Origin of the sequence: Limnohabitans sp. G3-2, from assembly GCF_002778275.1 — a bacterium.
In the GTDB taxonomy this organism is placed as follows: Bacteria; Pseudomonadota; Gammaproteobacteria; order Burkholderiales; family Burkholderiaceae_C; genus Limnohabitans_A.
This window is the reverse complement of the sequence record NZ_NESG01000002.1, coordinates 84,217-96,671: the sequence shown is the minus strand read 5'-3', so window position 1 is coordinate 96,671 and position 12,455 is coordinate 84,217. Positions and strand designations below refer to the sequence as shown.

The window sequence follows — 12,455 nt, the reverse complement described above, 5'->3', positions numbered from 1 at the left end:
GTGGCCTCCCACAGGGATGGCCTCCCACAGGCAAGGCGATCAGCTGAACACGCCGCCGTATTCCTTGCGCAGGTCGTTTTTCTGAACCTTGCCGGTGCCGCCCACGGGCAGGGATTCGAGGAAGACCACATCGTCGGGCACCCACCACTTGGCCACTTGGGTGGTGAGGAAGTCGAGGATCTCTTGTTTGTCCAGCGACTGTCCCGGCTTGCGCACGATGAACAGCAGCGGGCGCTCGTCCCACTTGGGGTGCTTGACGCCAATGACGGCGGCCATGGCCACAGCGGGGTGCCCCACTGCGGCGTTTTCCAGGTCGATCGAGCTGATCCATTCGCCCCCGGTCTTGATCACGTCCTTGGTGCGGTCGCGGATTTGCATGGTGCCGCTCGCGTCGATGGTGGCGATGTCGCCCGTGGGGAACCAGCCGTCCACCAGCGCGGTTTTCTCGGCTTTGAAGTAGCGCTCCACGATCCACTGGCCGCGCACCATCAGCTCGCCTTGCGATGTGCCATCGCGCGGCAAGGTGGCGCCGTTTTCATCGACGACTTTGATCTCGATGCCTGAGACGGTTTTGCCTTGCTTGGCCACGATGGCGTGCTGCTCGGCGGCGGGCTTGAGGCGGTCGGCGCGGCTCAAGTTGCTCATGGTTGCCACGGCGGTGGTTTCGGTCATGCCCCAGCCGTGGCGCACTTCCACGCCGTAGTTGTCCATGAATTTGGCGATCAGCGCCATGGGCATGGCCGAGCCGCCCACGCAGGTGCGCTTCATGTGGGCAAAGCGCAAGTTGTTTTGCTCGACGTGTTGGATCAGGCCCATCCAGATGGTGGGCACGCCCGCGCTGATGGTGACCTGCTCACTGTCCATCAATTCGAACAGGCTGGCGCCGTCGAGCTTGGGGCCGGGCAAGACCAGCTTGGTGCCCGCGACCAGCGCCGCGTAGGGGATGCACCAGGCGTTGATGTGGAACATGGGCACCACGGGCAGAACCGTCTCTTGCGTGGAGAAGCCCAGCACATCGGGCAGGCAGGCGGTGGTGGCGTCCAGCACGATGGCGCGGTGCGTGTACAGCACGCCCTTGGGGTTGCCGGTGGTGCCCGAGGTGTAGCAAAGCGCTGCGCCGGTTTGGTCGTCCAGCTCGGGCCAGTCGAAGGTGTCGCTGTGGCCCGTGATCAGGCCCTCGTAATTCATCACATGGGCCACGCCTTCGATGGCAGGCGTGTTGGCCGCGTCGGCCAGGCAGACCCAAGCGCGGACCTTGGGGCAATGCGCGGCAATGCCTTTGACCAGTGGCGTGAAGGTCGCGTCAAACAGCACCACCTCGTCTTCGGCGTGGTTGATCACATAGATCAACTGCTGCGGGTGCAGGCGTGGGTTGCAGGTGTGCATGACCATGCCGCTGCCCGAGACGGCGTAATACGCCTCCAGGTGGCGGTGGTTGTTCCAAGCGATCGAGCCCACCGCGCTGCCCGCTTTCAGGCCCATCTGCGCCAGGGCGTTGGCCAGCTGCCGTGCGCGCTTGGCGGTCTCGGCATAGGTGGTGCGGTGCAGCGGCCCGTGCGTTTCGCGCGAGACGATTTCTTGGTCGCCGAACTGCGCAGCGCCGTGTTCGAGGATGCCCGAAATGAGCAGGGGGCGGTTCATCATGAGGCCGGATGTGGTCATATGCTTGTCTTCTCTTCGGGTGGTGATGCGGTCATTTTTAGGAGCGAGCCCCTGCGCGCGAATGGTGGCCGAAATTTTCATGCAGTCGGCCGCAGGGTGGCCTCTCACATGAATTGCTGGCCAAGCGGCCCATGGTTTACAGCAGGGCCGCGTACACCAGGTCGCGGAACAAGGGGCGATAGTAGTCTCTTTGGTTGGGCGCCTGAATCATCAGCATGGCAACCATGTCCAGGGCCGGGTCCACAAAGAAGGTGGTGCCCGCGATGCCGCCCCAGTAATAGAGGCCCACCGAGCCGGGCACAGGCGCCATGCCCAAATGGGTGCGCACCGCAAACCCGAGGCCAAAGCCGTGGCCCGGCGGCAGCAGCGTGCCATCGGCCGGGATGCGCCCCAAGTGGTCGGCGGTCATGTAGTCCACCGTGTGTGGGCCCAGCAGGCGCACACCGTTGAGCTCGCCCCGGTTGCGCAAGCACTGCAAAAAGCGACTGTAGTCCAGCATGGTGGACATGAGGCCACCGCCGCCACCTTCCATGGCGGGCACTTGTCGGGGCTCGAGCACCTTCATAGGCACGCCGCCATCGGGGTCATGCGCAAAGGGCTCGGCAATGCGGTGGTGGTGCTCTGGCGGCACGGCAAAGCCGGTCTCCACCATGCCCAGCGGGCCAAAGATTTCGGCTTGCAAGAAGGCGCCCAAGGTCTGCCCACTCACCACCTCGACCAACCTGCCCAGCACATCGGTGGCGCGGCTGTAGGCCCACATGCTGCCGGGCTGAAACTGCAAAGGCAGCGCGGCCAGAGTTTGCGAGAACTCGGCGTTGGTGCGCTCGCGCGAGGCGATCTTGACGAGGTCGTATTGCTGCTGCACGGGCGATGTGCCCAAAAATTCATAGGTCAGCCCTGCCGTGTGGCGCAGCAGGTCTTGCACCGTGGCCACTTGCTTGACGGGCTCCAGCCCCTGGGCCGTGGCCACTTGCTGGTTCGCGTACTCGGGCAACCAGCGGCTGACCGGGTCGGAGAGCAGCAATTGGCCGCGCTCGAACAGCATCATCACCGCCACCGACACGACCGGCTTGGTCATGGAATAGATGCGGAAGATGCTGTCGGTCTGCATGGGCGTGCCCGTGTTGGGGTCTTGCTGGCCCACGGCCTCCAGCAGGGCGATTTGCCCGCGCCGGGCGATCATGGCCACAGCCCCTGGCAACCTGCCGCTGGCCACTTCGCGGCGCAACACTTCCATCAGGCGCTGCGTGCGCTCGGGGCACAGGCCCACGTCTGCAGGGTGGGCACGGGGCAAAGCGGGGTGGGTGGTCATCGGGTGCTCCTGAACAAGGATGTTTTGTACACCAGCAGGGCGCAGCCGGGTATCACCTGCGGCGCAGACGCCTGCCTGGCTTGTCGCCCAGGCGTCAAAGCGATCAAGCTTCGCACTGTGCGAGCGTTGCTAGACTGAAGCCATGCGCATTTCTGAACTCTCTGCCAAGACCCAGGTGTCGGTGCACCGCTTGCGGCGGTACGAAGCGGCTGGCTTGATCGTGCGCACATCGTCCAGTTGCAAACCAAGCAAAGGAAATTGAAATGAGTCCACTCGACCTGTTGAAAAAAATCAACGCCATGGCCGAATTCAACCGCTGGTGCGGCATCGAGGTGACGGTGGCCGAGCCCGGCTTTGTGGAAATCCAAATGCCTTGGCGGCCGGAAGTCGGTCAGTATTCGGGCTTTTTGCATGCCGGCTTGATCGGCACCCTCATCGACACCGCCTGCGGCTTCGCAGCCGGCACCGTGGCGGGTCCCAATTTGTTGGCCGCCAACTTTTCAGTCAACTGCTTGCGGCCGGCAGTGGGGCAAAAGTTCATTGCCCGGGCGCGGGTGGTCAAACCAGGCAAAGCGCAGGTGTTCACCAGCTGCGACTTGTTTGCGGTGGATGCCGAGGGCGAGAAACTGGTGGCGAACGGTCAGACCTTGCTGACGGTGGTTCAAGCTGCCTGACCGGTTCAGCGCGGCCCATGGCCCTCAGGCTGCAGGCGCCGCAAACCGTTCGCGCAAATAGGCCACGATTTCGCTGGAGTCTTGCAGCCACCGGGTCTGGCCATGGGCGTCGGTGATTTGGAGGCAAGGCACTTTGCTGGCCCCACTGCCTTGCAGCAAGGCGTTGCGGTGGGTCGTGTCGTGCTGCGCATCCCGCTTGGCAATGGGCAGTGACAGGCGGCGCATTTCCTGGCGCACCTTGATGCAAAACGGGCAGGTGCTGAACTGGTAGAGCGCCAGGCTTTGGCAAGCTTGGTCGACAGCGGCTTGCTCGGCGGGTGCGCGTTGCACGCCAGCCGGTTGGGTCAGGCGTTCTTTGAGCAGCATGACGGGGCCGAGCACGATGCGCAGGGTACGGAAAAAAGCACGGATCACGGTTTTCATAGTGGCTTGAAGTTTCAAAAGTGGTTGGATGAAAAGGGGTGGGCGTCCCGCCCGCGGGGCGAGGGCGCCGCTCCCACAAAAAATAGTGCAAACATCATCGGGCCGCATCAAATGAGCAAGCGCGCCAAGTAGTGGCCCGTGAAGCTCGCTTTGTTTTGGGCCAGTTGCTCGGGCGTGCCCTCACCCAGCACGGTGCCGCCACCCGCGCCGCCTTCCGGCCCCATGTCGATCAGCCAGTCGGCGGTTTTGATCACGTCCAGGTTGTGCTCGATGATGACGATGGTGTTGCCCGCATCGCGCAGCTGGTGCAAGACTTTCAGCAGCAGATCGATGTCGGCAAAGTGCAGACCGGTGGTGGGTTCGTCCAGGATGTAGAGCGTGCGGCCCGTGTCGCGTTTGGACAATTCCAGCGCCAACTTCACGCGCTGCGCCTCGCCGCCCGAGAGGGTGGTGGCGCTTTGCCCCAGGCGAATGTAGGTCAGGCCCACATCGAGCAGGGTTTGCAGCTTGCGCGCGATGTTGGGCACGGCGCTGAAGAACTGGTGCGCGGCTTCCACCGTCATGTTCAAAATCTGCGCGATGTTTTGGCCCTTGTATTGCACCTCCAGCGTTTCGCGGTTGTAGCGCATGCCGTGGCACACGTCGCAGGGCACATACACATCGGGCAAAAAGTGCATCTCCACCTTCACCATGCCGTCGCCCTGGCAGGCTTCGCAGCGGCCCCCTCCCGATGAGGCGCTCACGTTGAAGCTGAAGCGCCCCGGGCCGTAGCCACGCTCGCGCGCAGCGGGCACCTCGGCCATCAACTCGCGGATGTGGGTGAACAAGCCGGTGTAGGTCGCGGGGTTGCTGCGCGGCGTGCGGCCAATGGGCGACTGGTCGACGTTGATGACCTTGTCAAAGTGCTCCAGCCCTTTGATCTCTTCGTGGGCGGCGGCCTCATCGTGTGCCCGGTGAATCTGGTGTGCGGCGGCGGTGTACAGCGTGTCGTTGACCAAGGTGGATTTGCCCGAACCCGACACCCCGGTCACGCAAGTGAGCAGCCCCACGGGGAACTTCACGTGCACGTTTTTCAGGTTATTGCCTGATGCCCCGATGATCTCGATGAAGTCCTTGCCCGCTTTGTGCCGCTTGGGGATCTCGATCTTTTTGCGGCCCGACATGTATTGGCCGGTGACCGAGTCGGGCGCGGCCAGGATGTCGGCGCAGGTGCCTTGCGCCATCACGCGCCCGCCGTGCACGCCCGCACCAGGCCCCATGTCGATCACGTGGTCGGCCACGCGGATCATGTCTTCGTCGTGCTCGACGACCAGCACACTGTTGCCGATGTCGCGCAGGTGCTGCAAGGTGCCGATCAGGCGGTCGTTGTCGCGCTGGTGCAGCCCGATGCTGGGCTCGTCCAGCACATACATCACGCCCGTGAGGCCCGAGCCAATCTGGCTGGCCAGGCGAATGCGTTGCGACTCGCCGCCCGACAAGGTGTCGGCGCTGCGGTCCAGACTCAAATAATTCAGGCCCACGTCGTTCAGGAACTTCAGGCGCAGGGCGATCTCGCGCACCACCTTGTCGGCGATCTCGGCCTTGGCCCCGTGCATGGTCAGGCCCTGAAAGTATTGCTGCGACTCGCCCAAGGTGATGTGGCTGATGTCGTAGATGGCGCGGGCTTGTGTGCCCTCGCCAATGCGCACATGGCGGGCTTCGCGCCGCAAGCGCGTGCCTTGGCAATCGGTGCAGGCCTGCATGTTGCGGTAACGCGCCAGGTCCTCGCGCACCACGGCCGAATCGGTCTCGCGGTAGCGCCGCGTCATGTTGGGGATGATCCCTTCAAACGGGTGTTTCTTGCTGACCTTCTTGCCCTGCGATGCGCCAGATTCCATCACGTAGCTGAACTTGATGTCTTCTTCGCCCGAGCCGAACAGCAAGACGTGTTGGTGGCTTGGCGCGAGTTTCTCGAAGGGCGTTTCGATGTCGAACTGGTAATGCTTGGCCAGGCTCTCGAGCATGCTGAAGTAAAAGCCATTGCGCCGGTCCCAGCCCTTGATGGCTCCACTGGCCAAACTGAGCGAGGGAAAAGCGACGACCCGCTCCGGGTCAAAAAACGCCATGCTGCCAATGCCGTCACAGGTGGGGCAAGCGCCCATGGGCGAGTTGAAGGAGAACAGCCTCGGCTCCAGCTCGCTGATGGAGTAGGTGCACACCGGGCAGGAGAACTTGGCGTTGAACAGGTGCTCTTTGCCCGTGTCCATCTCGAGCGCCACAGCGCGGTGCTCGGCCAGGTGCAGCGCGGCTTCAAAGCTCTCGGCCAAGCGCTGGCGCAGGGCGTCTCTTGCCTTGGCATCCTCTTCGGAGCGGATCTTGATGCGGTCCACCACCACGTCGATGTTGTGCTTTTCGGTTTTCTTGAGCGTGGGCAGGTCTTCCACCTCCACCGTCTGGCCATTGATGCGAAAGCGCACATAGCCCAGCGCCTGCATCTGCTCAAACACTTTCTCGAACTCGCCTTTTTTCTCGCGCGCAATGGGCGCGAGGATCATCAGCTTGGTGTCTTCGGGCAGGGCCAGCACGGCGTCCACCATCTGGCTCACGGTCTGCGCTTGCAGCGCCAAGTTGTGGTCGGGGCAATACGGCGTGCCTGCGCGGGCATACAAGAGGCGCAGGTAGTCGTGGATCTCGGTCACGGTGCCCACGGTGGAGCGCGGGTTGTGGCTGGTGGCTTTTTGTTCGATGGAAATCGCCGGCGACAGGCCTTCGATCAGGTCCACATCGGGCTTGTCCATCAGCTGCAAAAACTGCCGCGCATAGGCCGACAGGCTTTCCACATAGCGGCGCTGGCCTTCGGCGTACAGCGTGTCAAAAGCCAGGCTCGATTTGCCCGAGCCCGACAGCCCGGTGATCACCACCAGCTGGTTGCGCGGGATGTCGAGATCGATGTTTTTCAGGTTGTGGGTGCGCGCACCCCGCACGCTGATGTGGGTCTGCCGCAGCGCCGAGGCCAAATACCGCGCGGGTTCGGGTTCTTCGGGCAAGAGAGGGGAGTCAGCAAGTTTCACGGTGGGGCCAGATCAGCAAAACCTTTGATTATCCCTGCCAGCCTTGTTTTTGGCACCGCATGCCCGCCATCAGGGACAATCCCCGCTTGGCTTGACGCCTTTTGCAGAATTTTTGGTGGCAGATCCCGTGCATTCCCCTTCGCTTTCTTCTCACTCCTTGGACATGACGCCCACCGAGCGCCGCGCCAGTGCCTCGCTGGCGGGTATTTTTGCGCTGCGCATGCTTGGTTTGTTTCTGGTTTTGCCGGTGTTTGCCCTGGAGGCGCGGCGCTATCCAGGTGGCGAAGACCCGGTGATGCTGGGTTTGGCCATGGGCATTTACGGCTTGACGCAAGGCCTGTTGCAGCTGCCTTTCGGCATGGCGTCTGACCGTTTTGGGCGCAAGCGCGTCATCGTCTTGGGTTTGGTGGTCTTTGCACTGGGCAGCTTTTGGGCGGCCGCGGCGAACGACCTGAGCAGTTTGTTGGTGGGCCGAAGCCTTCAAGGCGCGGGGGCCGTATCGGCCGCTGTGACCGCTTTGCTGGCTGACCTGACCCGGGACGAGGTGCGCACCAAGGCCATGGCTTTGGTCGGAGGCAGCATCGGCTTGATGTTTGCATTGTCTTTGGTGGTGTCGCCCTTGCTGACGGCTTGGATCGGTTTGTCGGGCTTGTTCTGGTTGACAGGCGTGCTGGCTTTATTGGGTGTGGGCGTCGTGATTTGGGGCGCCCCTGCTGCTCCCGAGCCGGAACTGGGGCAGCACCGGGGCCGTTTGCGCGATGTGCTGGTGAACGCCGATCTGATGCGCTTGAATGTGGGGGTGTTTGTCTTGCATGCGGTGCAACTGGCCATGTGGGTGGCGGTGCCCGCCTTGTTGGTGCAAGCGGGTTTGCAGACCGCGCAGCATTGGCAGGTTTATTTGCCCGCTGTGCTGGTGTCGTTTTTGTTTTTGGGGGTGGTTTTCAGCTTGGAGCGGCGCGGCCATCTGAAACAGGTGTTTTTGCTCTCGATTGCGCTGATCTTGGTGGTGGAGGGCGGCTTGTTTTGGCAGTCGATGGGCACCACCCATTTGGGCGCGATGGCGGCTTTGTTGCTGCTCTTCTTTTGCGGTTTCAACGCGCTGGAAGCGACGCAACCGAGCCTGGCTTCGCGCATGGCACCCCGGGCTTTGCGGGGCACGGCCATGGGGGTCTACAACACACTGCAGTCTTTTGGCTTCTTTGTGGGTGGCTTGATGGGGGGCTGGTTGGTCAAGTCCTGGGGCACGCCCGCCCTGTTTCTGTGCTGCGCAGCCGCCTTGCTGGGCTGGTTGCTGGTGGCGTGGCCCATGCAAACACCGGGGCGGGTGGCCGTGGCTGCGCCGCCGGCCTGACCGCCGCAGCCACGCGTGCGGCGGGGGGCTGCCAGGGCGCCGGATTGGCCCCATAATTCGAACATCATCGAGGAGTTTTCATGGCATCCGTCAACAAAGTCATCATCGTCGGCAATCTGGGCGCCGACCCCGAAACCCGCTATTTGCCCTCGGGCGATGCCGTCACCAGCATCCGTGTGGCCACCACCGACCGTTACAAAGACAAGCAGTCCGGCGAGATGAAAGAAGCCACCGAATGGCACAGCATCAGCTTTTTTGCCAAGTTGGCCGAAATCGCCGGCCAATACCTGCGCAAAGGCAGCCAGGTGTATGTCGAGGGCAGTCTGCGCACCCGCAAGTACACCGACAAAAACGGCGTTGAGAAATACGCGACCGACATCCGCGCCGACAGCATGCAGATGCTGGGGAGCCGTCAAGGCATGGGCGGCCCCTCCGACGACGGCGGTGGTGGCGGTGGTTATGCGCCACGCCAAGCCCCTTCGCGTCCGGCCGCAGCACCCGCGCAACGCCCTGCTGCCGCGCCAGCGCCCAGACCGGCGGCCAGCAACTTTGACGACATGGACGACGACATTCCGTTCTGACCCACACGCAGGCGCTTTCCAAGCCCTTGGCTCACCCCTCAACCCGTGTCCCGCGTCACGGGTTTTTTATTGAAAAATTGGCCATGAACGAAATCACATCCCGGTTTTTGCCAAAAGAGGACGCCCAGCGTCGTGAGCTGCACAACGAGGTCCACGCCCGGCCCTCAGCCCGGGTGCGCTTGCCCGCCTTGATCGTGTATGTGGCGGTGCTCAATGAGGGCGTATCGCGCGAGCAAGAATTGGCCCATTTGCAGCTTTTGCCGGGGCACGCCGATTTGACCCTGGACCGCATGCAGGGCAATTTTTTGCGCTTGCGCTGCGACCACTACACCGTCAAGTGGGAGCGCCACACCGAATTCACCCGTTACTCCATTGTGCAAACGCTGCCAGCGCATGCGGGCTGGGGGGAGACCTTGCCCGAGCTGGCCGCGCATGTGGCGCCTGGGACCGATTGGCTGCGCGGCTTGCCCGGCCAAACCATGGCCGCGATCCACATGGGCATGCTGCAGGCCGACATCGACCAAGGGGACCTGATCCCGATTGCGCAAACCTGGTTGGGCGAAGGGGCGGTATTGGCTTCGCGCATGGGCAACACCACCGAGGGCATGCCCCACTCGTGCATCTTGACGAATTTCCGCATTGGTGCCGATGGTTTTGAGCGCATGCTGGTGCTGGCCCCAGAAGGCACGACCGAGGCGCGTGCAGGCCGCATTTCGCAGCGGGTGCTCGAAGTTGAAACCTACCGCCTGATGGCTTTGCGCGGCTTGCCTGTGGCCAAAAACCTGTCGGCCATGTTGTCGTCCGCCGAATCGCAGTTGGCCGACATCACGGGTTCGCTGGAGCGCAAGGGGCAGACCGACCAGGCGCTGCTCGATGCGCTGGTGGCTTTGGCCGCCCGCATCGAGCGGGCCACCGCCGAACACGGCTTCAGGTTTTCGGCCACACGGGCTTACGACACCTTGGTCAGCCAACGTTTGACCGAGCTGCGTGAGCGGCCGATCTCAGGCACCCAGACTTTGGGAGAGTTCATGCAGCGGCGCTTGTCACCGGCCATGGCCACGGTGCAGGCCACCGAGAAGCGGCTGGCTTCTTTGGCCGAGCGGGTCTCGCGCACCAGTGCCTTGTTACGCACCCGCGTCGACATCGCGACCGAAGCGCAAAACCAGGTGCTGCTGGAAAAACTGACCAAAGGCCAAGCTTTGCAATTGCGCTTGCAAAGCACGGTGGAAGGGCTGTCGATCGCGGCGATCTCGTATTACGTGATCAGCCTTTTGCTCTACGTGGTCAAGGCCTTGACCGCAGCTGGCATGCCCTTCCAGCCCGAAGTGGTGGTCGGTGCCTTGGTGCCGGTCGTGTTTTGGGGGGTGTGGAAGGCGGTGCAACGCATTCACAAAAAGCTGCACCAAATGGAGCCTTGAGCTCAGTCCGTGGTGCTGGGGCAGGCGCTGGCCGACTGGATCACGCCGCCACCCAGACACACTTCGCCGTCGTAGAGCACGGCGCTTTGGCCAGGGGTGACCGCCCATTGGGGATCGCTGAACGACAGCTCAAAGCCCGTTGACCCACCGGGCAGGCCGAGCCCTTGCAGGCTGCAGGGCGCATCGGTTTGTCGGTAACGCGTTTTGGCCGCATAAGCGCCAGGCGTGGGGGTCTGGCCCGCACACCAACTCACGTCGGTGGCTTGCAGTTGGGGTGACAGCAGCCAGGGGTGGTCGTGCCCTTGCACCACCCACAAGGTGTTGTGGGGGATGTCTTTGCGGGCCACAAACCAGGGCGTGTGCTCGCCCGCGCCGCGCAAGCCGCGTGCTTGCAAGGCTTTCATGTCCGCACCTTTGGCTTTGATGCCGCCAATCCCCAAGCCTTGGCGTTGCCCCAAGGTGTAGAAGCTCAGGCCCACATGTTGGCCAATGGTGCGCCCTGACGGGTCTTTGATCGGGCCGGGTTCCTTGCTGATGTAGCGGTTCAAGAACTCTCGGAAAGGCCGCTCGCCGATGAAGCAGATGCCAGTCGAGTCTTTTTTCTTGGCGTTGGGCAGACCGATTTCTTGCGCGATGCGGCGCACCTCGGTTTTGTGCAACTCGCCCACCGGGAACAGGGTTTTGGACAGCTGGGCCTGGTTCAGGCGATGCAAAAAATAGCTTTGGTCTTTGCTGGGGTCCAGTCCCTTGAGCAGCTCATGGCGGCCGGTGGCTTCATTCAGGCGCACCCGGGCGTAGTGGCCGGTGGCGATTTTTTCGGCGCCCAGGCGCATGGCGTGGTCGAGGAACGATTTGAACTTGATTTCAGCATTGCACAAGATGTCCGGGTTGGGCGTGCGTCCGGCTTGGTATTCGCGCACAAACTCGGAAAAAACCCGGTCTTTGTAATCGGCCGCAAAATTGACATGTTCGATCTCGATGCCCAGCACATCGGCCACGGCAGCGGCATCCACGAAGTCAATGTTGGAGGAGCAGTATTCGCTGTCGTCGTCGTCTTCCCAATTTTTCATGAAGATGCCGATCACCTCATGGCCTTGTTGCTTGAGCAGGTGAGCGGTGACAGCGGAATCGACGCCGCCGGACAAACCGACGACCACACGGGTGGGATGGGACATGCCCCGATTATCCCGCGATGGCGGGGATGGCCAGACAGGGGGCAAATTTATAATACCGACAGGGCTCAACATCCATGAATCAAACCTGCACCTGGTGCCAACACGGCCGAACTTTCCTGCGCGATGTCGCGCAGGGGATGTTCCTCATCACGCACAGTGGGTTGGCCATGGTGGGCTTGACATCGCTCGCTTTGGTGCTGGCCCTGTGGCTCAATCCGCATTGGCTGCATTCGGCAGAAGGGGCGGTGTTCAGTTGGCTGCGTGATCGGCAAGTTTTGCTGTCCTGGCTGCCCCAAGACACGACCGAGCGCGCCACCGCCCTGCGCCTGCAGGATTTGCCCAAGCCCCAGGTGGCGGTGGCCGAGTGGCTGGCCCGCAAGTACAAAGTGGCGCCTGAACCTGTGGCCGCTTTGGTGGCCGAGTCTTACGCTTTGTCCAAGAAAACCAAATTGGCGCCACATTTCATTTTGGCGGTGATGGCCATTGAGTCCAATTTCCACCCTTATGTGCAAAGTCAGGCGGGGGCCCAAGGCTTGATGCAAGTGGTGACCGAGATCCATGCCAAGCGCTACGAGGCTTATGGCGGGCGCCTTGCCGCCTTCGATCCGATCGCCAATGTGCGCGTGGGGGTGGCCGTGCTTGCCGATGCCATCAAGATGCGAAACGGTTCCGTGGAAGAGGGCCTCAAGTTCTATTTGGGGGGTTATGCACTGACAGAAGACGGCGGGTATGTGGCCAAAGTGTTGGCCGAGCAAGCGCAGTTGGACGCGGTGGCCGCTGGGCAAAAACCGGCTTTGCCATGACCCCTG

At 62.5% G+C, this 12,455-nt stretch carries 11 protein-coding genes; 6 read left to right on the top strand and 5 right to left on the bottom strand.

The features are described 5' to 3' along the window. Positions 1-39 precede the first annotated feature (39 nt). Both B9Z31_RS02600 and B9Z31_RS02595 read right to left on the bottom strand, forming a co-directional pair. Positions 40-1,662 (bottom strand): long-chain-fatty-acid--CoA ligase, encoded by a 1,623-nt coding sequence (locus B9Z31_RS02600; RefSeq protein ID WP_100118323.1) that lies wholly within the window; start codon positions 1,660-1,662, stop codon positions 40-42. 136 nt (positions 1,663-1,798) lie between these two features. Next, positions 1,799-2,974 carry a serine hydrolase gene (locus tag B9Z31_RS02595; RefSeq protein WP_100118016.1) on the bottom strand — a complete coding sequence of 392 codons (1,176 nt, stop codon included), beginning with the start codon at positions 2,972-2,974 and terminating at the stop codon, positions 1,799-1,801. A gap of 142 nt (positions 2,975-3,116) precedes the next feature. On the opposite strand from B9Z31_RS02595, the gene B9Z31_RS02590 reads away from it, so the two are divergent. Together B9Z31_RS02590 and B9Z31_RS02585 are read left to right on the top strand one after the other, a co-directional pair. Continuing rightward, positions 3,117-3,236, top strand: coding sequence for a MerR family DNA-binding transcriptional regulator (locus B9Z31_RS02590; protein ID WP_233200656.1), 120 nt, complete (start codon positions 3,117-3,119; stop codon positions 3,234-3,236). A gap of 1 nt (position 3,237) precedes the next feature. Then, positions 3,238-3,648 (top strand): PaaI family thioesterase, encoded by a 411-nt coding sequence (locus B9Z31_RS02585; protein WP_100118015.1) that lies wholly within the window; start codon positions 3,238-3,240, stop codon positions 3,646-3,648. 24 nt (positions 3,649-3,672) lie between these two features. Here B9Z31_RS02585 and B9Z31_RS02580 read toward each other — a convergent pair whose 3' ends face one another. Beyond that, a complete protein-coding gene (locus B9Z31_RS02580) occupies positions 3,673-4,071 on the bottom strand; it encodes a glutaredoxin (protein WP_100118014.1) in 399 nt (132 codons plus the stop codon). Between the two features lie 107 nt (positions 4,072-4,178). Then, positions 4,179-7,121: an excinuclease ABC subunit UvrA gene (gene uvrA, locus B9Z31_RS02575; protein WP_233200654.1), complete on the bottom strand. Its 2,943-nt coding sequence runs from the start codon at positions 7,119-7,121 to the stop codon at positions 4,179-4,181. A 163-nt stretch (positions 7,122-7,284) separates the two neighbouring features. Between uvrA and B9Z31_RS02570 the strand changes: the two genes are divergently transcribed. From B9Z31_RS02570 to B9Z31_RS02560, 3 genes are all read left to right on the top strand, one after another. Then, positions 7,285-8,472 (top strand): MFS transporter, encoded by a 1,188-nt coding sequence (locus tag B9Z31_RS02570; protein ID WP_100118322.1) that lies wholly within the window; start codon positions 7,285-7,287, stop codon positions 8,470-8,472. 80 nt (positions 8,473-8,552) lie between these two features. Next, positions 8,553-9,053, top strand: a complete 501-nt coding sequence (gene ssb / locus B9Z31_RS02565; RefSeq protein ID WP_100118012.1) for a single-stranded DNA-binding protein — start codon at positions 8,553-8,555, stop codon at positions 9,051-9,053. Between the two features lie 83 nt (positions 9,054-9,136). Further along, entirely contained in the window at positions 9,137-10,471 is a 1,335-nt protein-coding gene (locus tag B9Z31_RS02560; protein WP_100118011.1) for a DUF3422 family protein, read from the top strand. A gap of 2 nt (positions 10,472-10,473) precedes the next feature. On the opposite strand, the gene mnmA is transcribed toward B9Z31_RS02560, so the two are convergent. Then, positions 10,474-11,646 carry a tRNA 2-thiouridine(34) synthase MnmA gene (gene mnmA, locus B9Z31_RS02555; protein ID WP_100118010.1) on the bottom strand — a complete coding sequence of 391 codons (1,173 nt, stop codon included), beginning with the start codon at positions 11,644-11,646 and terminating at the stop codon, positions 10,474-10,476. Between the two features lie 74 nt (positions 11,647-11,720). Here mnmA and B9Z31_RS02550 point away from each other — a divergent pair, with 74 nt between their 5' ends. Beyond that, positions 11,721-12,449, top strand: coding sequence for a transglycosylase SLT domain-containing protein (locus tag B9Z31_RS02550; protein ID WP_100118009.1), 729 nt, complete (start codon positions 11,721-11,723; stop codon positions 12,447-12,449). Positions 12,450-12,455 lie beyond the last annotated feature (6 nt).

Bases quoted from the DNA above. Each gene is read 5' to 3' on its own strand.
- B9Z31_RS02600 (WP_100118323.1), bottom strand. From the start codon at position 1,662: ATGACCACATCCGGCCTCATGATGAACCGCCCCCTGCTCATTTCGGGC.
- B9Z31_RS02595 (WP_100118016.1), bottom strand. From the start codon at position 2,974: ATGACCACCCACCCCGCTTTGCCCCGTGCCCACCCTGCAGACGTGGGC.
- B9Z31_RS02590 (WP_233200656.1), top strand. From the start codon at position 3,117: ATGCGCATTTCTGAACTCTCTGCCAAGACCCAGGTGTCGGTGCACCGC.
- B9Z31_RS02585 (WP_100118015.1), top strand. From the start codon at position 3,238: ATGAGTCCACTCGACCTGTTGAAAAAAATCAACGCCATGGCCGAATTC.
- B9Z31_RS02580 (WP_100118014.1), bottom strand. From the start codon at position 4,071: ATGAAAACCGTGATCCGTGCTTTTTTCCGTACCCTGCGCATCGTGCTC.
- B9Z31_RS02570 (WP_100118322.1), top strand. From the start codon at position 7,285: ATGACGCCCACCGAGCGCCGCGCCAGTGCCTCGCTGGCGGGTATTTTT.
- ssb (WP_100118012.1), top strand. From the start codon at position 8,553: ATGGCATCCGTCAACAAAGTCATCATCGTCGGCAATCTGGGCGCCGAC.
- B9Z31_RS02560 (WP_100118011.1), top strand. From the start codon at position 9,137: ATGAACGAAATCACATCCCGGTTTTTGCCAAAAGAGGACGCCCAGCGT.
- mnmA (WP_100118010.1), bottom strand. From the start codon at position 11,646: ATGTCCCATCCCACCCGTGTGGTCGTCGGTTTGTCCGGCGGCGTCGAT.
- B9Z31_RS02550 (WP_100118009.1), top strand. From the start codon at position 11,721: ATGAATCAAACCTGCACCTGGTGCCAACACGGCCGAACTTTCCTGCGC.